This window comes from Devosia sp. (assembly GCF_035944845.1).
GTDB lineage: Bacteria > Pseudomonadota > Alphaproteobacteria > Rhizobiales > Devosiaceae > Devosia_A.
Genome location: NZ_DASZAW010000069.1, coordinates 1 through 21,899, shown reverse-complemented (window position 1 = coordinate 21,899; position 21,899 = coordinate 1). Strand labels below are relative to the sequence as shown.

At 65.1% G+C, this 21,899-nt stretch carries 16 protein-coding genes; 3 read left to right on the top strand and 13 right to left on the bottom strand.

The genetic code is table 11. From position 1 onward, the window contains the following. Positions 1 to 20 precede the first annotated feature (20 nt). On the top strand, positions 21 to 1,199 hold the full coding sequence (locus VGV07_RS13230; RefSeq protein WP_326869178.1) for an SAM-dependent methyltransferase: 1,179 nt from the start codon (positions 21 to 23) through the stop codon (positions 1,197 to 1,199). A gap of 141 nt (positions 1,200 to 1,340) precedes the next feature. Here the strand turns inward: VGV07_RS13230 and VGV07_RS13225 are convergent, their stop codons facing one another. From VGV07_RS13225 to araD1, 6 genes are all read right to left on the bottom strand, one after another. Further along, positions 1,341 to 1,952: an HAD-IA family hydrolase gene (locus VGV07_RS13225; RefSeq protein WP_326869177.1), complete on the bottom strand. Its 612-nt coding sequence runs from the start codon at positions 1,950 to 1,952 to the stop codon at positions 1,341 to 1,343. Beyond that, positions 1,952 to 2,983 (bottom strand): aldo/keto reductase, encoded by a 1,032-nt coding sequence (locus tag VGV07_RS13220; RefSeq protein WP_326869176.1) that lies wholly within the window; start codon positions 2,981 to 2,983, stop codon positions 1,952 to 1,954. The genes VGV07_RS13225 and VGV07_RS13220 overlap by 1 nt, the downstream gene beginning before the upstream one ends. A 170-nt stretch (positions 2,984 to 3,153) precedes the next feature. After that, complete coding sequence (locus VGV07_RS13215) at positions 3,154 to 4,452, bottom strand: HlyD family type I secretion periplasmic adaptor subunit (RefSeq protein ID WP_326869175.1); 1,299 nt, start codon at positions 4,450 to 4,452, stop codon at positions 3,154 to 3,156. Beyond that, positions 4,445 to 6,163, bottom strand: a complete 1,719-nt coding sequence (locus tag VGV07_RS13210) for a type I secretion system permease/ATPase (RefSeq protein ID WP_326869174.1) — start codon at positions 6,161 to 6,163, stop codon at positions 4,445 to 4,447. Before VGV07_RS13210 ends, VGV07_RS13215 begins: the two co-directional genes overlap by 8 nt. Positions 6,164 to 6,409: 246 nt before the next feature. Next, the gene (locus VGV07_RS13205) at positions 6,410 to 8,506 is read right to left on the bottom strand and encodes a calcium-binding protein (RefSeq protein WP_326869173.1); all 2,097 of its coding nucleotides are present in this window, start codon (positions 8,504 to 8,506) and stop codon (positions 6,410 to 6,412) included. A 486-nt stretch (positions 8,507 to 8,992) separates the two neighbouring features. After that, entirely contained in the window at positions 8,993 to 9,985 is a 993-nt protein-coding gene (gene araD1, locus VGV07_RS13200; RefSeq protein WP_326869172.1) for an AraD1 family protein, read from the bottom strand. Positions 9,986 to 10,240: 255 nt separating this feature from the next. Between araD1 and recA the strand changes: the two genes are divergently transcribed. Continuing rightward, positions 10,241 to 11,317 carry a recombinase RecA gene (gene recA, locus VGV07_RS13195; protein ID WP_326869171.1) on the top strand — a complete coding sequence of 359 codons (1,077 nt, stop codon included), beginning with the start codon at positions 10,241 to 10,243 and terminating at the stop codon, positions 11,315 to 11,317. Between the two features lie 399 nt (positions 11,318 to 11,716). Next, complete coding sequence (alaS, locus tag VGV07_RS13190; RefSeq protein WP_326869170.1) at positions 11,717 to 14,356, top strand: alanine--tRNA ligase; 2,640 nt, start codon at positions 11,717 to 11,719, stop codon at positions 14,354 to 14,356. Positions 14,357 to 14,421: 65 nt separating this feature from the next. On the opposite strand, the gene VGV07_RS13185 is transcribed toward alaS, so the two are convergent. From VGV07_RS13185 to VGV07_RS13155, 7 genes are all read right to left on the bottom strand, one after another. Then, complete coding sequence (locus VGV07_RS13185; protein ID WP_326869169.1) at positions 14,422 to 15,381, bottom strand: DMT family transporter; 960 nt, start codon at positions 15,379 to 15,381, stop codon at positions 14,422 to 14,424. Further along, positions 15,382 to 16,362: a DMT family transporter gene (locus VGV07_RS13180; RefSeq protein ID WP_326869168.1), complete on the bottom strand. Its 981-nt coding sequence runs from the start codon at positions 16,360 to 16,362 to the stop codon at positions 15,382 to 15,384. Positions 16,363 to 16,472: 110 nt separating this feature from the next. Continuing rightward, positions 16,473 to 17,450: a glycerophosphodiester phosphodiesterase family protein gene (locus VGV07_RS13175; RefSeq protein ID WP_326869167.1), complete on the bottom strand. Its 978-nt coding sequence runs from the start codon at positions 17,448 to 17,450 to the stop codon at positions 16,473 to 16,475. A 61-nt stretch (positions 17,451 to 17,511) separates the two neighbouring features. Then, entirely contained in the window at positions 17,512 to 19,053 is a 1,542-nt protein-coding gene (locus VGV07_RS13170) for a hypothetical protein (RefSeq protein ID WP_326869166.1), read from the bottom strand. A gap of 78 nt (positions 19,054 to 19,131) precedes the next feature. Then, positions 19,132 to 19,533, bottom strand: coding sequence for a DUF6855 family protein (locus VGV07_RS13165; RefSeq protein WP_326869165.1), 402 nt, complete (start codon positions 19,531 to 19,533; stop codon positions 19,132 to 19,134). A 140-nt stretch (positions 19,534 to 19,673) separates the two neighbouring features. Then, complete coding sequence (locus tag VGV07_RS13160; protein WP_326869164.1) at positions 19,674 to 20,723, bottom strand: glycosyltransferase family 8 protein; 1,050 nt, start codon at positions 20,721 to 20,723, stop codon at positions 19,674 to 19,676. After that, positions 20,657 to 21,871 carry an NADP-dependent isocitrate dehydrogenase gene (locus tag VGV07_RS13155; RefSeq protein ID WP_326869163.1) on the bottom strand — a complete coding sequence of 405 codons (1,215 nt, stop codon included), beginning with the start codon at positions 21,869 to 21,871 and terminating at the stop codon, positions 20,657 to 20,659. Before VGV07_RS13155 ends, VGV07_RS13160 begins: the two co-directional genes overlap by 67 nt. Between the last annotated feature and the right edge of the window lie 28 nt (positions 21,872 to 21,899).

The following is a 21,899-nucleotide window of genomic DNA, read 5'->3' as shown; positions in this document are numbered from 1 at the left end:
AGCGGGCCTATATGGCTCGAATGGATACCAGCCTTCCCAAGATCGACCAGTTCCTCGCCGCGCTCGAGAGCGCCGTCGCCGATGGCAGCTTCGTGCGCCTGGCGCTGCGCCTGCCGTTCGGCGCCGACGAGACGCTGAAGAGCGTTGACATCAAGCCCGCCACCATTCGCGAGCAGCTGAAGCTCAGCTTCACCTTCCACCACCAGACCCGCGATCTCGTGCAGAACCATCCTCCGGCCGGCGCGATCGGCCAGCTCAGGCGGCTCCTCGAGAAGGACTTTCGCCAGGGGTTCCTGTTCACCACGCGGTACGACCTGCAGTTCGACAGCCAGGGCAAATCCCCTCGGCTGAAGCAGACCGAGCCGACCAGCAAAGCGCCGGCCTCGCTGTCCCACGATCGCGCCAAAGCCCGCCCGATCCCGGCGGCCGGCAAGGCCTGGCTCGCCGAACTCGGCGTTACCGGCGCCGATGGCCAGGTGCTGAAAGGAGCCGGCGACAAGTTCCGGCAGATCAACCGCTATGTCGAAATCCTCGGACCGCTGCTGAAGGCGATCCCTGAGGGCCGGCTCAACCGCGTGGTCGATATGGGCGCCGGCAAGGGCTATCTGACCTTTGCGGTTGCCGACTACCTGAAGCAGACTCTCGGACGTTCCGCAGAGGTGGTCGGCGTCGAGTTCCGCGACGACCTGGTGACGTTCTGCAACGACACGGCGCAGGCGACCGGGGTCGGCAATCTCCGCTTCGAACAGGGGACGATCGAGAATTTCGACTCCGCCGGCGCCGACGTGCTGATTGCACTGCACGCCTGCGATACCGCCACCGACGATGCGATCGCCAAGGGCATTGCCGCCGGCTCCGAGCTGATCGTCGTCGCGCCCTGCTGCCACAAGCAGATCCGCCGCGAGATCGAGACTTCGAACCGCGGCAACGCGCTGGATTTCCTGATGAAGCACGGCATTTTCGTCGAGCGGCAGGCCGAGATGGTCACCGACGCGATGCGCGCCATGATCCTCGAGCATTTCGGCTATTCGACCAAGGTCTTCGAGTTCATCTCGGACGTACACACACCCAAGAACGTGCTGATCGTCGCGACCAGGACGAAGCGCGGCAAGGATGCATCGCAGCTGAGTAGGCTGGCGGAAGCCAAGGAGTTCTTCGGGATCAGGCGGCACTATCTCGAGGATGCGGTAGGGCTCTGAGCTGAGGTGCAGTACCATTGCTGCTTCCCCAAACTCGATGTCATCCCAGCGAAAGCTGGGACCCATCTCGCCGCTCGCGCCAGCTGACAGTTGGGTCCCAGCTTTCGCTGGGATGACACCGGTGGGGTGGATGGTGTGTGCTCACCCCAGATAGGGTGCCAGTTCCTCATCCAGCAGGCGCTCGCCCGTCCAGTGCACCGCGCTCCATCCACTTCGCCGTGCCGCCTCGACATTGGCGAGCGTGTCGTCGACCAGCACGATGTCTTCAGGCGCGGCACCGGCGATGGCGGCGGCGTGAACAAAGAATTCGGCAGCGGGTTTCCGGTGACCGAGTGCCGCCGAATAGATGATGCCTTCGACATGCGCGCCGAGGCCGACCTTCTGCATCAGGTAGTCGGCGCGCAGGTGCTCCTGGTTGGTGGCGAGGAACACCGGCACGCCCCGCTCGCGATAGCGCTTCACCACCGAAAGCACGGTCTGGTCGACCCGCGAGTCGTTCTCGAACCAGTAGGCGATCAGCCGCTCGCACGACACTCTTGGCGCGATCTCGGCCAGCACCGGCGCCAGCCGTTCGGTCAGGCCTTCGCGGCCAGTGACGATCGCCTCCCAGAACGGCGTGAAGAAAGTCTCCCGCAGCCGATCCGGCGACAGGCCAAGGTCGGCCTGCAGTTCGGCGAACAGATGCCGGCCATCGGTCGGGCGGCCGCTGACGAGGACGCCATCGACGTCCATCATCAGCACCTTGCAAGGCATCAGGCGACGCGTCCGTTCGGCAGCGGCGTGCCCGCTTCGACGAGCTTCCGATCTGCCAGGGCATCCCACAGGGCGTCCGGCACCTTGGTGTTCCACCAGTCGAGAATACCGTTAAGCTCGCCCGGTGATTTGGGGCCGGGGAGGATGTTGCAGATCGCCTGGTGGGCCAGCGGGAACTGCAGGGCGGCGGCGCCAAGCGGCACGCCGAATTCCTTGCAGAGGGCCTCGAGATCGGAGACGCGCTTGATGATGTGCTCGGGCGCCTTGGCGTAGTTCCAGGTGCCGGTGCCCATCAGGGCGCCGCCGTTGAATGGGCCACCGCAGACCACCGACGCGCCGCGCTCGAGGCAGGTGGTGAGGAAGGGCGAGAGCGAGGTTTGCTCGAGCAGGGTGTAGCGGCCAGCGAGCAGGAACACGTCCCAGTCGCCGAGTGCGAAGGCATCCATGAGCACTTCCCACTCGTTGACGCCGAGCCCGATGGCCGAGACCTTGCCGGTGGCCTTGAGTTCCTTCAGCGCCTTGTAGCCGCCGTCCTCGGCAAGCTGCTTCCAGTAGATCGGGTTCTGTTCGGCGCTGTGGGTGGCGAGGCCAATATCGTGCACATAGAGGATGTCGACCTTGCTGAGGCCGAGGCGGGCGAGGCTCGCCTCGTAGGAGCGCATAACGCCCCAGTAGCTGTAGTCGTAGACCTGCTCGAACGGCAGCGGCTTGATCCAGTTGTGCAGGTAGTCGCGCTCGGTTTCTGCCTGCACCGGCCGAAGCAGGCGGCCAACCTTGGTGGAAAGGACGACGCCCTCGGTGCGGAAGCGCAAGCCATCGCCCATCAAGTGCTCGGAGCGGCCATAGCCATACTGGGGAGCGGTGTCGAAATAGCGGATGCCGGCGTCGAGTGCCGCGCCGACGGTGGCCCGGGCCTGCTCGTCTGGCACTTCGGTGAAGATGCCGGCGAGCGTCGCGCCGCCGAGCCCGAGCTCGGTCAATCGGAGGTCGGTCCGGCCAACCTGGCGCTGCTTGAAACTGGTGACGCTCATCTCTTCGAAACTCCCTGGGCCAACGGCGGCGGACACTGACATGTCAGTTGCACGGGGTAAACCAGCCAAAGGGTTTAGGGAAGGGGGCGAACGGTCTGTCAGTCGCGAGTGCCTCACCGCGGCTCCCAAGGGGGTGCCGGAGGGCACTATGGTCCCATCCTCTCGTCACCTTAATCCTCCCGGAACGCATGGCTCAGCTGGGCCGCCAGCGGGCCGAGCAGGTAAGCCAGCACCGTGCGGTCGGCGGTGCGGAGGAAGACTTCGGCAGGCATGCCGGCGGTAACGTGCTGGCCGCGCGGCAGGCGGGCGAGCTCGGTCTGGGGCAGTTTCATGCGGATCGAGAAGTAAGCGACGCCGGTAGTCGGGTCGCGCGACAGGTCGGGCGAGATGGCAGCGACGCTCGCCACGAGCTCCGGGGTGGTCCGCGGATCGAGCCCGATGAGCCGGATGGCGGCGGTCTGGCCGATGCTGAGCTTGTCGACATCGAGCGGTGACACCCGCGCTTCCAGCGCCAGCCGGTCGGAATGGGGCACTACCTGCATCAGCGTTTCGCCTGCGGCGACAACGCCGCCGACGGTGCGGACGATCGACTCGTGCACGATGCCGGCCTGCGGGGCGCGGATTTCGAGCTTTTGCAGCCGGTCCTCGGCGGCGATCTTCTGTTGCAGCAGCTCGGCGATCTGCAGGCCGACATCACGCAAATCCTCCAGCACGCCGGCCCGGAAGGTGGCGGTGTTCTCGGCGATCTTGGCACGGCTGCCGGCGATGGCGGTGCGGGCCGAGGCGATTTCGGCAGTGAGGTTGCCGGCCTCACCCTCGAGCCGCGCCAGCTCGCGGCGCGAACTGTTGAGCCGGCTCGCCTCCATCAGGCCATCGCGGAACAGCGCTTCGGCGTCGGCGACCTCGTCGGACAGGATTTCGCTCTGCCGATGCACCGCCGACTGCTGGGATTCGAGCCCGATGATCTGTTCGCCGAGCTGGCCGATCTGTTCCTCCAGCTGTGTCGTCAAGCCGGCCTGAGCTTCGGCGCGGCTCAGGCGAAGCCGCTCCTGGGCAGCGAGCAACCGATCGAGCGTCGGTCGGTCCGGCCAGCCATCGAGGCTTGCCGGAAGCGTCAGCCTGTCGTTACCGATGCTCTCGGTGGTGAGCCGGGCTTCCAGGGCGAAGGCGGCGCTCAGCTGCGAAACGATGACCGCGAGGTTGGCGGAAACGGTGGTGCTGTCGAGCTGCACCAGTAATTGCCCAGCCTCCACGGCATCGCCATCCCGCACCAGGATGGCGCTGACCACGCCGCCTTCCGGGTGCTGGACGCGCTTGCTGCCTTCGAGCGGCACGACGGTGCCCTGCGCCACCACCGCACCGGCAATTTCGGTCGTGCCGGCCCAGCCGCCCAGGAGACCGGCGAACAAGGCCAGGGCGCAGAGCCCGGCGATGGCGTGCCGCCTGAGGCTCCGCAGCGGCTCAGCCATTGACCCGCGCCCCTTCGATGCGTGGGGAGGGGGCCGTCACCTGGCGCAGCACCTCCTCCTTGGCGCCGAAAGCGCTCTGCCGCCCATTCACCAGGTAGATCAGCTTGTCGCACACGGCGATCGCACTCGGCCGATGGGCGATGACGATCACCACGGCGCCACGCGCCTTGGCGGCGGTGAGCGCCATGGTGAGCGCGTTGTCGCCGGCGAAATCGAGATTGGCATTGGGTTCGTCCAGCACCAGCAGGAACGGATCGCCGTAGAGGGCCCGGGCGAGGCCGATGCGCTGACGCTGGCCGGCCGAGAGCGCCGCGCCGCGGGCGCCGATGCGGGTATCGTAGCCATCGGGCAAGCCGGCGATCAGCTCGTGCACCCCGGCATGGTGCGCCGCCTTCAGCACGCTGTCGCTGTCGGCATCAGGGCGGAAGCGGGCGATGTTCTCCGCTACCGTGCCGTCGAACAGACCGACGCTCTGCGGCAGATAGCCGATGCGGCGACCGAGTTGTACGGGATCGAAATGCGTGAACTCCGAGCCATCGAGCCGCACCTCGCCCTGCAGCGCTGGCCAGATGCCGCAGAGCCCGCGGGCCAGCGAGGTCTTGCCCGAGCCCGAAAGACCAAGCACCCCCATGGCTTCGCCCGCCGCGAGGGTGAAACTGGCGCCCGCCACCAGTGGCGGCTGCCGCGCGTCGGGCCCAGTGGCGAAGTGGCGGACCTCAAGGGTGACCTGCGGATCGGGGAGGCTCAGGCGATTGCTCTCGGGCGGCCGGGCCGCCAGCAACGCCTCCGTGCGCCGCAGCGCCTGCCGGGCCGCTGCGAGCCCGCGCCACTGCGCCACCACCTGCTCGACCGGCGCCAGCGCCCGCGAGGTGACGATCGAGGCGGCGATCATCAGCCCGGCCGAGAGTTCGCCACGAATGACCAGGTAGGCGCCCAGCGCCAACACCGCCGACTGGAGCAGGAAGCGGAACGACTTAGTTACCGATGCGTAGAGCGCGGCGACATCGGAGGCGCGGCTCTGCACCTCGGCCAGCGACGCCGCGCGCGCCTGCCAACGGTTGGTCACATCGTCCAGCATGCCCATGGCGAAGATCGGCTCGGCATTGCCCAGGGCATCCTCGCCGAGCGCCTGGCGCTGCGCCATGGCAGCGCTGGCGTCGGCGGTCGGCCGCCCGGACAGGCGCTCGTTGATCACCAGCAGGGTGGTGGCCACCAGTGCGCCGCCGGTCGCCAGCCAGCCGAGCGCCGGGTGAAACAGGAAGACGATCGCCAGGTAGACCGGCAGCCACGGCAGGTCGAACAGTGCCAGCGGCCCCGATCCTCCAAGATAGCTCCGGATGGAATCGAGATCGCGCACCGCATCCGGGCGGGCGAGACCAAGCGGCGACTGCCCGGCTCGCAGCGAGGCGCGGAATATCTCGGGGGCGATCGAGGCCTCGAGGGCACCGGCGAAACGCGAGGCCATGCGCGCGCGCAGCAGTTCGAGCAGCGCCAGGAAGGCGTAGGTGCCGGCAACCAGCGCGAACAGCGCCACGAGTGTCGGCACCGAGCGGCTGGCCAGCACGCGATCGTAGACCTGCAGCATGAACAGCGGGCCGGTGAGCACCAAGAGGTTGGTGGCAAGGCTCAGGAGGCCCAGCGCCAGCAGCGGGAAGCGGGTGCGCCTCAGAAGGGCGCGGACGACGCTGTCGCGCCGGGCGCCATTCAACATGCTTGCCACTCCGTCTTGCCCTTGCGCCGCCCATCGGGGACTGCAGCGAAGTCTCGTTTCCGGGCCGCCATGCATGAACCGGCTGCCTCGGATAGGAGCTATGCCCGAGGGGCATGGCCTCAGCCGTGTGCGCAAAGAAAAAACCCCGGAACACTTGAGGTTCCGGGGTTCAGTTGATGCGGGGTTGGTGCCGCATTTTTCAGCAACAGGACTTTGGGTGCCCCCGTGCCGAAATTGAAGGCATCGTCAGACGATCCAGTCCGACGATGCCAGAAGGGATTCGAGCGTGGCGCCGTTGATCGCCATGACAAGTGTATCGCCGTGGGCGTCGGCGACGCGGATTTCGACGTGAGTTCCGCTGCCGTCGACATCGATGCCGAATGCATCGAAGCTGTCGCCGCCGCTTGCCGCCGCCTCTTCGAACGCGGCGAAGAAGGCTGCCGCCGAGCTGAAACGGGTGAGCCCGACATCCAGCCGATCGCCGGAGCGGAGCGAGAAATCCGCCACCGTGTCGCGGCCGGCCGAGAACACAAAAGTGTCGGCACCCGAGCCGCCGTTCAGCAGGTCGTCGCCGCTGCCGCCGAACAGCCTGTCGTTGCCAGCCTGGCCGTAGAGATCGTCAGCGCCATCGCCTCCTGAAAGGTAGTCGTTGCCGCCGCGGGCAAAGAAGCGGTCATCACCGGCAAAGCCGAACAGCTCGTTGTCGGCATCGTTGCCGGTGAAGCTGTTGTTGCCGGCATTGCCGAAGCCGTTGACGGCGCGGTCGCCGACCAGTTCGAGCGCCTCGTTCTCGTCGCCCAGCACATAGCTGGTGGAGGCGACGATGCGATCGTAGCCGCCGCCCGACAGCACCACGTCGTGCACGGAGCCGACGGTGATGCGGTCGGCGTCGTCGGAACCGAAGAAGGTGGTCGGCAGGTCGGTCAGGGTCGACGTTGCCACTGTGCCATCGGCGAAGCGGAATGCCTCGACGCCGCCGACGATGTCGTAGCCGCCGGCCTTGTGGATGACGAAACGGCCGGAGAGATCACGGGTCAGGGTGTAGTCGTCGCGCTCGCCCGCATAGGCCAGCACATCGGTGCCGACCCCGCCATCGATCAGGTCATTGCCTTTGGAGGCGAACAACAGATCGTCGCCCTTTTCGGCATAGAGCCGGTCGCTGCCATTGCCGCCGACCAGGATGTCGGCGCCGGCCCGGGCGTGGAACTCGACGCCGCTGTCATTGGCGACAAGCAGTTCGCTCTTGTTGGTGCCCTTCACCGCATCGAACGTCACGGTGTTGGCGTGCGGGTCGGTGGGGGCGCCATAGCTGGTGCCCTCGTCGTTCACGAACAGCGTCGGCGACAGGTAGGTGGCCTCGAGCTCGGTCCGCTCAGAGCTCAGCACGGCGACGATGTTGTCGTGGTCGTCGCCGCCGTGGAAATTGATGTCGCGATTGGTTTCGCGCACCTGGATGGTGTTGTTGGCCTCGCTGGTCCAACTGGCGAACAGCACCGCGTGACGGGTGTCGAAGGCCTCGAGCCCCACCAGTTGGCTGTCGTAAAGCGCCTTCAGCTGGAAGGCGTAGCCGTTGCCGCCATCACCCTTGTTCACGGCGCCATCGACCGAGAGGTTCGAGGCCTCGAGGAAGATCGACTGGGCGAAGGTAAAGCCATTGGAGGGCGCATTGTCGATGGCGATGTCGAACAGCTTCACATGGCTGGTGCCCGACAGCGAGATGACGTTGGAGCGATCGAAGGACGCCTCGACATTGGCGAAGCTGCCCGGATCCTGCTCGGCAAGCCCGGATTCGACGGTGAAGCCGCCGAGCTTGACGTTCTCGGCCACCTCGATCTTCTGCACCGAGGCGATGGTGGAGAAATCGAAGGCCAGCCCGTTGGTCAGCCGCACCGTATTGCCATTGACCGAGGCGACCTCGACCATTGAGGTGCGGAGCGGCTTGTCCTCGCGCCACTCGGTATCGCCGATCGAGTCGAGATACTCGGGCGTGTTCTCGAGCTCGATCCACAGGTGATCGCCGGCCACGAGTCCCGACGCGTCGGCGAGGTGGAGGTACATCGAGCCTTCGGGCGCCGGCTGATCCAGCGCGAAATCGCCCGAATAGCTCGGCACGTCGATGACGCCGCCGATCTGGAAGGCGCCGTCGGCGCGAGCATTGCCGACGAGATCGATGGTCGTAGCGCCCGATCCGGTGCCCATCACCGTGATGTCGTCGCGGTTGATGACGACAGTCTGGTCGAACTCGAACCTGCCGGCGCCCAGGAGGATGGTTTCGCCAGCGGGAGCCGAGTCGACAATGGCCTGCAGCTCGGCCGCTGAGGTCGAGGCGGATACGGTGATCATCGGGAGTACCTTTCGCTATAGGTGGAGACGGACGCGAATGCCTCCCTTTGCACCGCATCGGCAGTGTTCCCTGATCGGGGCTAATCCCGGCTGAGGCCGATCGATTGGATTTGCACCAAATGCCTGAGGACACGGGACGCCACCTCGCCCGCCAATCTGGGCGCGGAGGGGGCCGAAATGTGCACGCTGTGGAAAAGGCGCGAAAAGCAAGGAGCCGGGCGCTGGGCCCGGCTCCTGAAAGATCAGCGATGCGCTAGCCAGCTCCTCGTGCATTTCACAGTTCGAGTGCACCGGCGAAGCTGGTCGGCCTCATTCCTTGCCTACCCACCGGCCGTCATCACTGCGAAAGCAGGTACCCATTTATCCACTTGTTCGGGCTGCGAGTTGGGTCCCTGCATTCGCAGGGATGACATCGCAGGTGGGGTGGCTGCGGTGGATCAGTTCGACCCACCGCGCACCGGTGCATCTCGATAGTCTTGAGATGCCTTAAAGCTGGCGGACCGTGACCGGGCGATCTTCGTTCCACGCCACGGCATTGCGCAGCGGCAGGCCGAACTGGGCCTCCTCGATCTCGAACACGTCGCCGGGCTCGGTCTTGATGCCGTCGGCAAAGCTCAGCGTGGCGGTGCCGAACATGTGCACGTGGATGTCGCCCGGCTGGCGGAACAGATCGTACTTGAAGTGGTGGTACTCGAGGTTAGCGATGGTGTGGCTCATATTGTCCTCGCCGCTGAGGAACGGCTTTTCCCACAGCACCTTGCCGGCGCGCAGGATGCGCGACATGCCCGAGACGTTCCGCGGCAGTTCGCCGACGCGGAGCTCCGGCCCGAACGAGCAGAAGCGAAGCTTGGAATGGGCGAGGAACAGGTAGTTCACCCGTTCGGTCACGTGGTCGGAGAACTCGTTGCCGAGTGCGAAGCCGAGCCGGAAGGGCGTCCCGTCCTTGCCGATATAGTAGATGCCGGCAATCTCCGGCTCCTCGCCGGCGTCCTTGGCGAAGGCGGGCGAGGGGATCGGCTGGCCCGGCGCGGTGACGGTGTAGCCGTTGCCTTTGTAGAACCATTCGGGCTGCACGCCGATCTCGCCCGGCGCGGGCTTGCCGCCTTCGAGACCCATGCGGAACATCTTCATCGAATCCGTCAGCGGCGCCTCGGCCTGCTGCTGGTTCGACTTGTGCATGGCGTCGCGGGTGGAAGCCGAACCCAGGTGGGTGAGGCCGGTGCCGGTGACATAGAGGTGCGACGGATCGGGGTGATCGACCGGCGCGAGCAGCCGGCCTTCATTCGCCAGCGCCTCGCGGTCGAGTTTGGCGCCGAGACCTTTCTCGATCACCACGGCGCGCAGCGACAGCCCGCGCTCGGCGGCTTCGGCGGCGAGCGCATAGACGCTTCCGGCCCCGCTGACCACGCTGGTGACGCCGCCCTCGGTGGCGCCGACGGCGCGCGCGCCCTTGTCGTCCTCGAACTGGATGAGATGCATGAAGCCCATTCCCTCGGTTTTCGTTGCCGCCCTATAGCGCGGCCCGGCGGCGAATGCATTGGGATTTTGGATGTAGATCAACAACGCCGGTGGCAAGGGGCCGCAAGGCTCGAATCGCAAGGCGGCGGTGCGTAAGGAACAGCGAATTTACCCCCTTGACGATTTGGAAACGAAATGAGAACAGAATGAGTACATTCGATGGACATGTTATCGGTTTGCGCGGCGCAGATCGAAGTGAAATAAGGGAGACCGGTGATGGCTGCTGTTGCGCCTCTGCGAGTTATTGAGGGATCGATGGATAAGGACAAGGCGCTGGCGGCAGCGCTGAGCCAGATCGAGCGGAATTTCGGCAAGGGCACGGTGATGCGCTTCGGCGAGGGCGCCATTGCCCAGGTCGAGGCGATTTCCACCGGCTCGCTCGGACTGGATATTGCACTGGGCATCGGCGGTTTGCCGCGCGGCCGCATCGTCGAAGTGTTCGGGCCGGAAAGCTCGGGCAAGACCACGCTGGCGCTGCATGTGGTGGCCGAGGCGCAGAAGAACGGTGGCATCGCCGCGTTCGTCGACGCCGAGCATGCGCTCGACCCGATCTATGCCCGCAAGCTCGGCGTGAAGGTCGATGAGTTGCTGATCTCGCAGCCCGATACGGGCGAGCAGGCACTCGAGATTGCCGATACGCTGGTGCGCTCCGGCGCCGTCGACGTGCTGGTGGTCGACTCGGTGGCGGCGCTGACGCCGAAAGCCGAACTCGAAGGCGAAATGGGCGATTCGATGCCGGGCCTGCAGGCCCGCCTGATGAGCCAGGCGATGCGCAAGCTCACCGGCTCGATCTCGAAGTCGAAGGCCATGGTGATCTTCATCAACCAGATCCGCATGAAGATCGGCGTGATGTACGGCTCGCCCGAAACCACCACCGGTGGTAACGCGCTGAAGTTCTATTCCTCGGTCCGTCTCGACATCCGCCGTATCGGCGCGATCAAGGAGCGCGAGGAAGTCATCGGCAACCAGACCCGCGTCAAGGTGGTCAAGAACAAGCTGGCGCCGCCGTTCCGCCAGGTCGAGTTCGACATCATGTATGGCGAAGGCATCTCGAAAACCGGCGAACTGCTCGATCTCGGCGTGAAGTCGGGCCTCGTCGAGAAGTCCGGCGCCTGGTTCTCCTATGACAGCCAGCGACTGGGGCAGGGGCGTGAAAACTCCCGCCAGTTCCTCAAGGACAATCCGGCGATCGCCGACCAGATCGAAAAGGGCGTGCGCGAAAGCTCCGGCATCCTCAGCGAAGCGCTGCTGGCCGGGCCGGAAGGTGACGAGGGCGACGACGGGGAGCCGTGATCGGCTCAGCGGCGATGAATTGAAGGGCGCCTGCGGGCGCCCTTTGTATTTGGATCATGGCGCTGAACCAGTACTCGTTCAGTCCTTCTCCACCGGCCGTCATCCCGACGAAAGTCGGGACCCAGTGCTCAGGGTTCACCGCCGGGGCTGTCCTGCCCGACCTTGCTGTGCTTGACCGGCGCGGCTCGCGCCATCCCAACCGTCCGAGCAATGGGTCCCGGCGTTCGCCGGGATGGCGGCCGGTGGTGGGGGCGACGTATGGTAGGTGATGGCGGCACCACCAATCTGCCGCCTCTCGCCACCCTGTGCTGGACACAACCGCAAGCCCCGCGATAGAAGGCCTTTCCTGTTGTTCCTGGCGGGGCTACGGCCTCGCCATTTGTCTGTAAGAGACCCGTCATGACGAGCGTGAACGATATCCGGTCGAGCTTTCTGAGCTACTTCGCGAAGAATGGTCACGAAGAGGTTGCATCGAGCCCGCTGGTGCCGCGGAACGATCCGACGCTGATGTTCGTCAATTCGGGCATGGTGCAGTTCAAGAACGTCTTCACCGGCGTCGAGAAGCGCGACTACGTCCGCGCCACCACTGCACAAAAGAGCGTGCGTGCCGGGGGCAAGCACAACGATCTCGACAATGTCGGCTTCACCGCGCGGCACCACACCTTCTTCGAGATGCTGGGCAACTTCTCGTTCGGCGATTACTTCAAGGAGCGCGCGATCGTGCTGGCCTGGGACCTGCTCATCAAGGAGTGGGGCCTGCCCAAGGACAAGCTCTCTGTCACCGTCTACCAGGACGACGATGAGGCGTTCGAGCTCTGGAAGAAGATCGCGGGCCTCTCGGACGACAAGATCGTCCGCCTCGGCGCCAAATCAAACTTCTGGCAGATGGCCGATACCGGCCCCTGCGGTCCGAACTCCGAGATCTTCTACGATCACGGTGACAAGTACTGGGGCGGCCCGCCGGGCTCGCCCGAGGAAGACGGCGACCGGTTCGTCGAGATCTGGAACCTCGTCTTCATGCAGTTCGAGCAGTTCAAGGACGGCTCGCGGACCAGGCTGCCGAAGCCGTCGGTCGATACCGGCATGGGTCTCGAGCGCGTCGCCGCGGTGATGCAGGGGACGAACAACAACTATGAGATCGACCTGTTCAAGTCGCTGATTGCCGCGACCATGCAGGCGACCGCGTTCAATGGCGATCCGACGACACCGAGCCTGCGCGTCATCGCGGACCATCTCCGTTCTATGAGCTTCCTCATCGCCGAAGGCGTGCTGCCCTCGAATGAGGGGCGCGGCTATGTGTTGCGCCGCATCATGCGTCGCGCCATGCGGCATGCGACGCTGCTGGGCGCGGCAGATCCGGTGATTCACAAGATCGTCCCCACCCTGGTGCGGGAAATGGGCCAGGCTTACCCTGAACTTGTCCGCGGCGAGCACATGGTCGAGGAGACCATTCGCCTCGAAGAGCAGCGCTTCCTGAAAACGCTGAGCCGCGGCCTCGTCATCCTCGACGAAGCCACCGCCGACCTCAAGCAGGGCGACATGCTCGAAGGCGTCACCGCCTTCAAGCTCTATGACACCTATGGCTTTCCGCTCGACCTGACCCAGGATGCGCTGCGCACCCGCGGCATCAATGTCGATCTCTCGGGCTTCGAGAATGCGATGGCGCGCCAGCGCGCCGAGGCCCGCAAGAGCTGGGCGGGTTCGGGCGAAGCGAGCGAGGACAAGGTGTGGTTCGCGGTGGCCGACCAGGTCGGCCCGACCGAGTTCCTCGGCTATGAGACCGAGACTGCCGAAGGCGTGGTCACCGCGCTGGTCAAGGGCGGAGCGATTGTCGACGAGCTCAGGGCCGGCGACGAAGGCTACGTCGTGCTCAACCAGACGCCGTTCTACGGCGAGAGCGGCGGCCAGGTCGGCGATACCGGCACGCTGAGCGGCGAAGGCATTGCGGCGACAGTGACCGACACGGTCAAGAACAACGGCGTGTTCGGGCACAAGGTGAAGGTCACCGAAGGCACCATCAAGGTCGGCTCGCCGCTGGCGCTGCTCGTCGATCACGATCGGCGCTCGGCCATTCGCGCCAACCACTCGGCGACGCACCTGCTGCACGAAGCGCTGCGCCTGGTGCTTGGCGATCACGTCGCGCAGAAGGGCTCGATGGTTTCCGCCGACCGGCTGCGCTTCGATTTCGTCCACACCAAGCCGATCACTCCGCAGGAGCTGGCCGAGGTCGAAGAGATCGCCAACGATATCGTGCTGCAGAACTCTCCGGTCGAGACGCGCCTGATGGGCGTCGAGGAAGCCAAGGAGTCCGGGGCCCGCGCGTTGTTCGGCGAAAAGTACGGCGATGAAGTGCGCGTCGTCTCGATGGGCGACCCCACCGGCAATGCGGTCGGCTGGTCAGTCGAACTGTGCGGCGGCACCCATGTTCGCCGCACGGGCGATATCGGGCTGATCACCGTGCTGGGCGATTCCGGCGTCGCAGCCGGCGTGCGCCGTATCGAAGCGCTGACCGCCAAGGGGGCGCGTCAGCATGCGCGTACCAATGCCAACCTCGTGGCGGGTGTCGCCGATGCGCTGCATGTCGGGACGCAGGACGTGTTCACCCGCATCGAAGCGCTGCAGGAAAATCTGAAGAAGGCCGAACGGGCGCTGAGCGATGCCAACAAGAAGCTGGCGCTCGGCGGCGGCGGTTCGGCGCCGGCCTCGGCCGACGAGACGGTCAATGGTGTCACCTATGTCGGCCGCGCCGTCGAGGGTATTTCGGCCAAGGACGTCAAGGGCCTCGTCGATACCGAAAAGAAGCGGATCGGTTCGGGCGTGGTTACGGTTGTGCTGAAGGGGGAAGACGGCCGCGGCACGGTTGCGGTCGGAGTCACCGACGATCTGACCAGCAAATACTCGGCCGGCGACTTGATCAAGCTGGCCACCGTCGCACTCGGCGGGCAGGGCGGCGGCGGCCGTCCGGACATGGCGCAGGGCGGTGGCCCGGATGGCGCCAAGGGCGCCGAGGCAATCGCAGCGGTGCGCGGCGGGCTGTAGGTCGGCAGTAGGCAGTAGGCAGTCGGCAGTAGGTCGTGCTTTCTGCTCCGACGACTGCCGACTGCCTACACCGGATCCGGGCCCGGCCCCTTGAAATCGTCGGGCGAGGGATTGTCTCGTCGCGCCCGGTACTCGGCCCAGCGGCCGGCGATGCGGGTGCGGGCGCCGTCGGCGAAGATGTTGGCGAGGCCGGCGGCCACGATGACGCCGAGCCCGGCAAGGCTGATGGCATCGGGCACTTCATCGAAGAAGAGCGCGCCGAACAACAGGGCCCAGACGATCTGGCTGTACTGCATTGGCGCCACCCGACTGGCGGGCGCCAGAGCCACGCCCTTGAGCTGCAGCAGATAGCCGATACCGCCGAGTACGCCGCAGACCACCAACCCGCCCAGCAGCAGCGGGCTCGGCCAGGTGAAACCGACAACGAAGACGCCGACCAGGTTGGCCGCCAGCGTGAACAGGCCGGGCAGGGCAAACAGCGTGACGCGGCGCTCGGCGCCGGAGATCAGCCGGATAGTGGTCAGCGACACGGCGGCAGCGAGGGCGCAGATGAAGGCAAAGATGTGCCCGAGTTCGATCTCGCGGAAGCCGGGTCGCACCACCAGCAACACGCCGAGGAAACTCACCACCACCAGCGCCCAGCGATCCAGCGATACCTCCTCCTTGAGCACGACGACCGACAGGATCGTCGCCAACACCGGGATGAGGAAGACGAGGCAATAGGCCTCGGCCAGCGGGATGGTGATGAAGGCGTAAGTAATCAGTATTGCGCTGAGGGTGCGGCAGAGCGCTACGAGGATGATCAGCCTGGGGCGCCTGAGCTTGAAGGTGTCGCGCCAGCGTTCCTCGCGCGGCTTCGAGAACAGCGCCGGCAGGAACGAGAAGATGGTGGTGAAGAGACCGATCTCGAAAACGCTGAGCGAGCCGCCCAGCGCCTTGACCAGCGCGTCGCCGGTCGAGAAGGCGGCCATGGCGCCCAGCGCGCAGAGCACGCCGAGCGACACGGGTGAGAGGGTGCGCAGCATCTATTTGCTCGTCGCGGGCGCCTGATCGTCGGCGTCGCTGCGGCGCGGCAGCTTGGCGTCGTCGCCGAGTGGCGGGCTGACCTCGGAAATGGCGCTGGCCGGCCCGAACACTGAAAGGCGCGAGAAGATGCGAATCCGGGTTTCGTCGGACATGACATTGAGGATGCCGCAGATGGCAACGACGACCAGCCCGCAATAGGCGACCGTATCGGGGTATTCGGCGTAGAACAGCGCGCCGAAAACGATGGCCCAGGCGATCTGGCTGTATTGCGCCGGCGCAATCAGGCTCACGGGCGCGTTGCGGGTTGCGGTGATGAACAGGATGTTGCCGGTGCCGCCCAAGGCGCCGATCAGGATCAGGAAGGCGAACTCCTGCAGCGTTGGCCAATGGAACCCGGCGACAAGCATCAGGATCGAGTTGATCACCACCACATAGCCCAATGGCAGGCCGAGCAGGCTGACGCGCTTTTCGACAGGCGCGACCTTGCGCAGGGTGGTGGTGGCGATGCCGCCCATGATCGCGGCGCCGACCGCCATGAGATGGCCGAGCTGCAGCTCGCGAAAGCCCGGCCGGACGACCAGCAACACACCGCAGAAGCTGGCGCCAAGGAACAGCCAACGCTGCCAGGTCACCGTTTCGCCGAGGAAGGTGCGCGACAGCGCCACCACAAAGATCGGGGCGAGAAAGGCAATCGAATAGGCTTCGGCCAGCGGGATGTGAGTGAAGGCGTAGATGATGCAGAGGTTGCCGATGACGCCGGCAATGCTGCGCAGGTGCACCAGGTAGGGGTGGCGCATGCGATGCAGGTGCCGCCAGTGCTCGCCCTTTGGCTTGGTGAAGATTGCCGGGATGAACGAGAACAGCGCCGTCCAGAAGGCAATTTCAAAGACGGAGAGGCTGGTGCCGAACCCTTTGATGATGGCGTCGCAGCAGGAATAGAGCAGGTAGGCAAAAAGCGCGAAAGCGACGCCGACGGGCATCTGAGGGGGAATCCGAAGCGGGAGGGGCAACTGGTATGTTAGTTGCGTATACGCTGACCGCCGGTGGGCGTCGATGGGCGTGAATGCCACAGGGCCTAATTATTTCGTCTCTACTTGAAGCGAGCCTTGGCGAGCGGACCGATGGTCTCGATCTTGTTGGTCCAGATATAGCCGGTGAAGTTGTCGGGCACCTGGGCCAATAGCTCAGGTGTGTCGATGCCGGCAGTGCCGGGGTCGCCGGAACTGTAGGGTCCGAGCAGGATCACTTCCGAGCCCGCCTGGCGGAGGCGCTCGATGAAGAGGTTTGGCCAGCCCCAGACGAACGGCGCGACGTTGATCGGCAGCATCACCTTGGTGTTGCGGCAGGCATCGGGGACAAAGCCGGTCCAGCCCAGACCCTCATATTGCAGCAGGCAATCGATGAGACCCTTGCGCGACCAGACCGCGAGGTCGCCGATCAGTTCGGCGGCGCGGTAGGTCGGCGGATCGCCGCCATAGGCGCCCCAGACAGCGGGACGCCATTGCGGGTGCGACGCCAGCAGATCTGCCAGCATGTCGCCTTCGCGGGCCTCGTTGCTCTTGAAGTTGACGAGGAAGCGCCGGTCGGGGAGGGCGGTGAACACCTCCTTGAGTTCCGGCATCAGCCCGACGCCTTTGCCGCGGAACGGATGGGTGGCGCCGCCGTCAGCCGTGTAGCCGTAGCCGATATCGAGCAGCTTCAGCGACGCCATGTCATGGCTGCGGGTCTCGCCGGTGCCCTCGGTGCGGCAATCGATGGTCCAGTCGTGCAGCACGGCGAACTGCCCGTCGGTGGTCGGGTGTACGTCGAGCTCGACGATCTCGGCGCCGGCGGCAAAGGCCGCCTGCATCGAGCGGATGGTGTTCTCGAGATAATCGTGCGTCGGCTGGTCGATCCGTTCAGCGGTGCAGGTGTCGTTCTTGAGGTCGGCGCGATCGAAGGTCTGATGCACGCCGCGATGCGCGATGAGCTCGAGCTTTCCTCCCGAAGGCGCCACGCGCCAGGACGCATTGAAAACGTAGACCGCGGCGACAATGACCGCGAGGCCGAGCAGAATCTTCTTGAACATCAGTACCCTCAATGGAGCTGACGCTCGTTTCGGTTCGTGGCCCAAGTATGGCTGGGCGGTCTCAGCCGCAGTTGAGTTTCGAGCCGAGGAAATCGGTCTCGCACTGGATGCGGCGGAGGGTGGCTAGGTCCTCGTCGGTGGGGGCTTCGCCGTTGGGTTTGATCACGATGGCCTCGACCACCGTGCTGCTCTCGCCATTGAGCATGCCGAACCAGACGAAGGTCGCCGCCGTATCGACGAAGGCGCCCTCGCGCACGAAACCGGTGTCGCTGCTGACATCATTTGTATAGGCGCGACCGAGCGCGCCCTGCCTGAGGGCGCTGTCATAGAGCTGGCGCGAGCCAACGCGCTCGAAGACGAAGACATCGCCCAGGTGCGAGACGCGCGAGCTGGGCGAGCTGGCGTCGACGATCAGATCGCTCGGCATGGTGGGGAGCAGCGGCGGCAGGGTGGTGTTGAAGCGGTTGGCATCGATGTCGGCTTCGCCGGGCAAGTCGAGGCTGTCGATGTCGGCGTCGAGCGGCAGGAAGAAGCTGTTGAGTGGCCCCTTGGCGAAGATCCGCTTGAGCGGATCGCGGCCGACACCGGCCGTCGACCAGCCATGCTGGCGGTTGAAGAAACTGGTGCTTGCGGCATTGAGGCCGTCGAGGCCGGGGGTGAAGTAAAGGGCGATCTCGTAGTCGCCATCGGTCGCCAGCGAGGCGTCGGTCGCCGCACAGCTGCCGATATCGAGCAGGCGCTCGCCGAGCTTGTAGCCCGAGATCGGCCCGGCGAACTCGGCCTTGCCGATATCAGGCGTGTAATCGGACTCGAAGCGCCACTGCATGTCGTAGGGGGCGGCCCGCTCGTCGATGGCCAAGAGGCGGAAACAAGCCTCGCGAATTGCCGTGGGCAGATCGGTGATCCAGCCGGAGGACGGGGTTGGAGGCAAGGTGACGCGCGCCAGGTAGAGGTCCTCGGCGGTCAGGAGATTGTAGGTCTGTTCCGGTCCCATCCCGACCATCTTGAAAATGACCTCGGGATCGACATTCCACTTCACCAGCTCTTTGACCATCAGGGCGAGCGAATCCCGGGTCTGACCCTGCATCGCCATTGCGCCGCGTTCGTTGAGCGCATTGGTGAAGGACTCCTCGTCGGCATAGGGAGCGTGGAAACCGACGATGGAGCCTGGTTCCACCATCCGATCGACATAGGTGCCGACGCCCTCCTGGCTCGACCAGGCAGAACCGCCGAGAAAGGCGAAGGCGCAGGCCGAGTAGCAACTGCTGCCACGCTCGACCACCGTGGCGATGTGGTTGGCGCGGAGGAAATCGGCGAGCGCCAATCCCTCATAGTAGCTGCCGCCGGGGCCGTTCAGGGTGAGCACGGCGGTTGCCCCGCCATCGGGCCCGATGCACGACAGGCGGCATTTGACGAAGGTATTGTACATGTCCTCGAGCGTCGCCACGTCGCCGTTCAGCGTCTCGCCGTCATAGCTGAGGTGCGGCACGGGGTGCGTGGCGGAATACTGCATCGAGACGATGGAAATAGTTGCAGCCGATGCGCTTAACGGCAGGGCGGCGGCGATCGACAGCAGAGCGGCCGCAAAGGCGAGAAGACGCATACGGAAAATCCCCCAAGAACTGTAGTTCTATGAGCTTTGACGTATGCGGTTCAAGCATCCTTGGGGGCAGGATGACGACTAAAGGGCACGGACCCGGTTGTTGCGCGGGCCGTGCTCCAGCTCGACGAGCCCCAGTGCCTCGAGGACCGGCGTCACGTAATTGGCGAAGCGTCCGCGAAAGCCCTTCCGGAGGCCGTACCAACCACCCACCGGGTTGTCGGCAGAGCGGGCCCAGGCTTCCACAGTGCCGGGCTTGGCATCCTTGCCTTCATCGGCATTGCCGAGCTCCATCCAGTCGCCGTGCCGTTTCAGCATCTGGTGCAGGTCTTCAATGGCGCTGAGGTGGTAGCGGAGCTCGGTGCCGCCGGCGACGCAGACCAATGCGGGTGGAGACGCTTCGGGGGCGCGGTAGAGCGCAATATCGCTGCTGCCCGGCGGGGTTTTGAGCAACCACGGATCGTCTTTGGTACCGGCTGCCATCGCAACTGCTCCCTGAAATCTTGAGCAGGATACGCCTGCCTGAGCGGAGAGAGCCAGAGCTTTTGCTCGGCCACAGGGCGGAGAAGCGCCCGAGCCTGAAGCTTGTCGGTGGCTGTGTCGATGGATGTCGGGTGGTAGGATCAGCCGTATGCCTTGCGGCTACGCTTCAGCTTGTTGCGCAGGGTGCTGAGTTCGATCGTGGCGCGGGCTGCAAGGAACTGCCAGGCGAAGTAAGGACCAAGCCCGGCCCGGCGCGCGTGCAGCCACCAGCGATCACTGCCCGGCAGGCCCCAGCGCCGCCACGGCTTGCGATAAGCAAAGTGGATGATGCGGGGTTCACTTCGCTGCAGGGCAACGACGCCAGTGAGTTCTGGAGCGAGGTCGTCCCACATGTCGTCGACAAGCGCCTCCGGCAACACGTTCCACCGCGGGTCCAGCAGGGCGATCTGGCCGCGGAAGGCAGTGTTGATGGCGCACTGATCGGCGAACCGCAGCAGGTCGCGCAAGCGCAGCATGGTATCGGCCATGCGCTGCTCATAGCCGAGTTCGCGCAGTTGATTGAGGTCGAGCACCGTAACACCCGCCTGAATGCAGCCCAGCATTTCTGCCGCGCTGGCGAAGCCCAGAACATCACGCAGGTAGCCGTGGGTGCCGTCGCGAGTTGCCTGCCGGTGAGGGTGCGAGGTTAGCGCCTCATCGACCATGCGGACATCGACCGCGGCGCCGATCGGCTTGCCGTCAAGCGGTGCGTGGAACAGGGCCTTGAGGTCGGCCTCAACGATCAGGTCGACATCAAGGTAGATGACGCGATCGAGCTCTGCGAGCAGGCGCGGGACGACAAAGCGAAACAGGGTGGAAGGCGGAAAGCCGTTGATCGTGCCGATCGGAGCGAAGGGATTGGGCAGGCGGTGCAGGACGATATCGACCTGCGGGTGGCGCCAGCGCTCGATGCGGCGGACGACCCAGCTGTCCGGTCCATCGTAGAGGACATGGAACACAACATGGCTATCGGGTGCAGCGCTGGCCGCCATGGAGTGCGCGACGACCAGCACGAGCGGCAGATAGCCGGCATCGAGGGCGGTGCAGACGGCGATGCTGCCGCCGCCTGCGACCGCTGAGGGCATCAGGCTGCCATGGCCTTCTTGAGGTTCGCGTCGATGGCATCGAGGAAGCCAAGGGTCGACAGCCACTTCTGATCCGGACCGACGAGCAAGGCGAGGTCCTTGGTCATCTGACCGCCCTCAACCGTGTCGATGCAGACCTGCTCCAGCGTCTCGGCAAACTTCGCCAGTTCGGCATTGTTGTCGAGCTTGGCGCGGTGCTGCAGGCCACGGGTCCAGGCAAAGATCGAGGCGATGGAGTTGGTCGAGGTCTCCTTGCCCTGCTGGTGCTGGCGGTAGTGGCGAGTGACCGTGCCATGAGCGGCTTCGGCCTCGACGATCTTGCCATCTGGGGTCATCAGCACCGAGGTCATCAGGCCGAGCGAACCGAAGCCCTGGGCCACGATGTCGGACTGCACGTCGCCATCATAGTTCTTGCAAGCCCACACATAGCCACCGGACCACTTCAGCGCGGAGGCGACCATGTCGTCGATCAGGCGATGCTCGTACCAGATCTTCAGTTCGTCGAACTTTGCCTTGTAGTCGCGGTCGAAGATCTCCTGGAAGATATCCTTGAAGCGACCGTCATAGGCTTTGAGGATGGTGTTCTTGGTGGAGAGGTAGCACGGGACCTTGCGGTTGATGGCGTAATTGAACGAGGCGTGGGCGAAGTCGGCGATCGAGTCGTCGAGGTTGTACATGCCCATGGCGACGCCAGCCGAGGGGGCGTCGAACACGTCGTATTCCTGCACGGTGCCGTCATCGCCGACGAACTTCATCGTCAGCTTGCCCTTGCCCGGGAACTTGAAATCGGTGGCGCGGTACTGATCGCCGAAAGCGTGGCGGCCGACGATGATCGGCTGGGTCCAGCCCGGCACAAGGCGCGGCACGTTGGACATGATGATCGGCTCGCGGAAGATCACGCCGCCCAGGATGTTGCGGATCGTGCCGTTGGGCGACTTCCACATCTTCTTGAGCTTGAACTCTTCGACGCGCTGCTCATCGGGGGTGATGGTGGCGCATTTGATGCCGACGCCATGCTTCTTGATGGCGTTGGCGGCATCGACCGTCACCTGGTCGTTGGTGGCGTCGCGGTTCTCGACCGAGAGGTCATAATACTCGATGTCGAGATCGAGATAGGGAAGGATCAGCTTGTCCTTGATCGCCTGCCAGATGATGCGGGTCATCTCATCGCCGTCGAGATCGACGACAGGGTTGGCAACTTTGATCTTGGCCATGCGTAAGCTCCTCAGCGGCGCGGAAAAT

Coding starts and splice junctions, on each gene's coding strand:
- VGV07_RS13230 (WP_326869178.1), top strand. CDS start 21: ATGGATACCAGCCTTCCCAAGATCGACCAGTTCCTCGCCGCGCTCGAG.
- VGV07_RS13225 (WP_326869177.1), bottom strand. CDS start 1,952: ATGCCTTGCAAGGTGCTGATGATGGACGTCGATGGCGTCCTCGTCAGC.
- VGV07_RS13220 (WP_326869176.1), bottom strand. CDS start 2,983: ATGAGCGTCACCAGTTTCAAGCAGCGCCAGGTTGGCCGGACCGACCTC.
- VGV07_RS13215 (WP_326869175.1), bottom strand. CDS start 4,452: ATGGCTGAGCCGCTGCGGAGCCTCAGGCGGCACGCCATCGCCGGGCTC.
- VGV07_RS13210 (WP_326869174.1), bottom strand. CDS start 6,163: ATGTTGAATGGCGCCCGGCGCGACAGCGTCGTCCGCGCCCTTCTGAGG.
- VGV07_RS13205 (WP_326869173.1), bottom strand. CDS start 8,506: ATGATCACCGTATCCGCCTCGACCTCAGCGGCCGAGCTGCAGGCCATT.
- araD1 (WP_326869172.1), bottom strand. CDS start 9,985: ATGCATCTCATCCAGTTCGAGGACGACAAGGGCGCGCGCGCCGTCGGC.
- recA (WP_326869171.1), top strand. CDS start 10,241: ATGGCTGCTGTTGCGCCTCTGCGAGTTATTGAGGGATCGATGGATAAG.
- alaS (WP_326869170.1), top strand. CDS start 11,717: ATGACGAGCGTGAACGATATCCGGTCGAGCTTTCTGAGCTACTTCGCG.
- VGV07_RS13185 (WP_326869169.1), bottom strand. CDS start 15,381: ATGCTGCGCACCCTCTCACCCGTGTCGCTCGGCGTGCTCTGCGCGCTG.
- VGV07_RS13180 (WP_326869168.1), bottom strand. CDS start 16,362: ATGCCCGTCGGCGTCGCTTTCGCGCTTTTTGCCTACCTGCTCTATTCC.
- VGV07_RS13175 (WP_326869167.1), bottom strand. CDS start 17,450: ATGTTCAAGAAGATTCTGCTCGGCCTCGCGGTCATTGTCGCCGCGGTC.
- VGV07_RS13170 (WP_326869166.1), bottom strand. CDS start 19,053: ATGCGTCTTCTCGCCTTTGCGGCCGCTCTGCTGTCGATCGCCGCCGCC.
- VGV07_RS13165 (WP_326869165.1), bottom strand. CDS start 19,533: ATGGCAGCCGGTACCAAAGACGATCCGTGGTTGCTCAAAACCCCGCCG.
- VGV07_RS13155 (WP_326869163.1), bottom strand. CDS start 21,871: ATGGCCAAGATCAAAGTTGCCAACCCTGTCGTCGATCTCGACGGCGAT.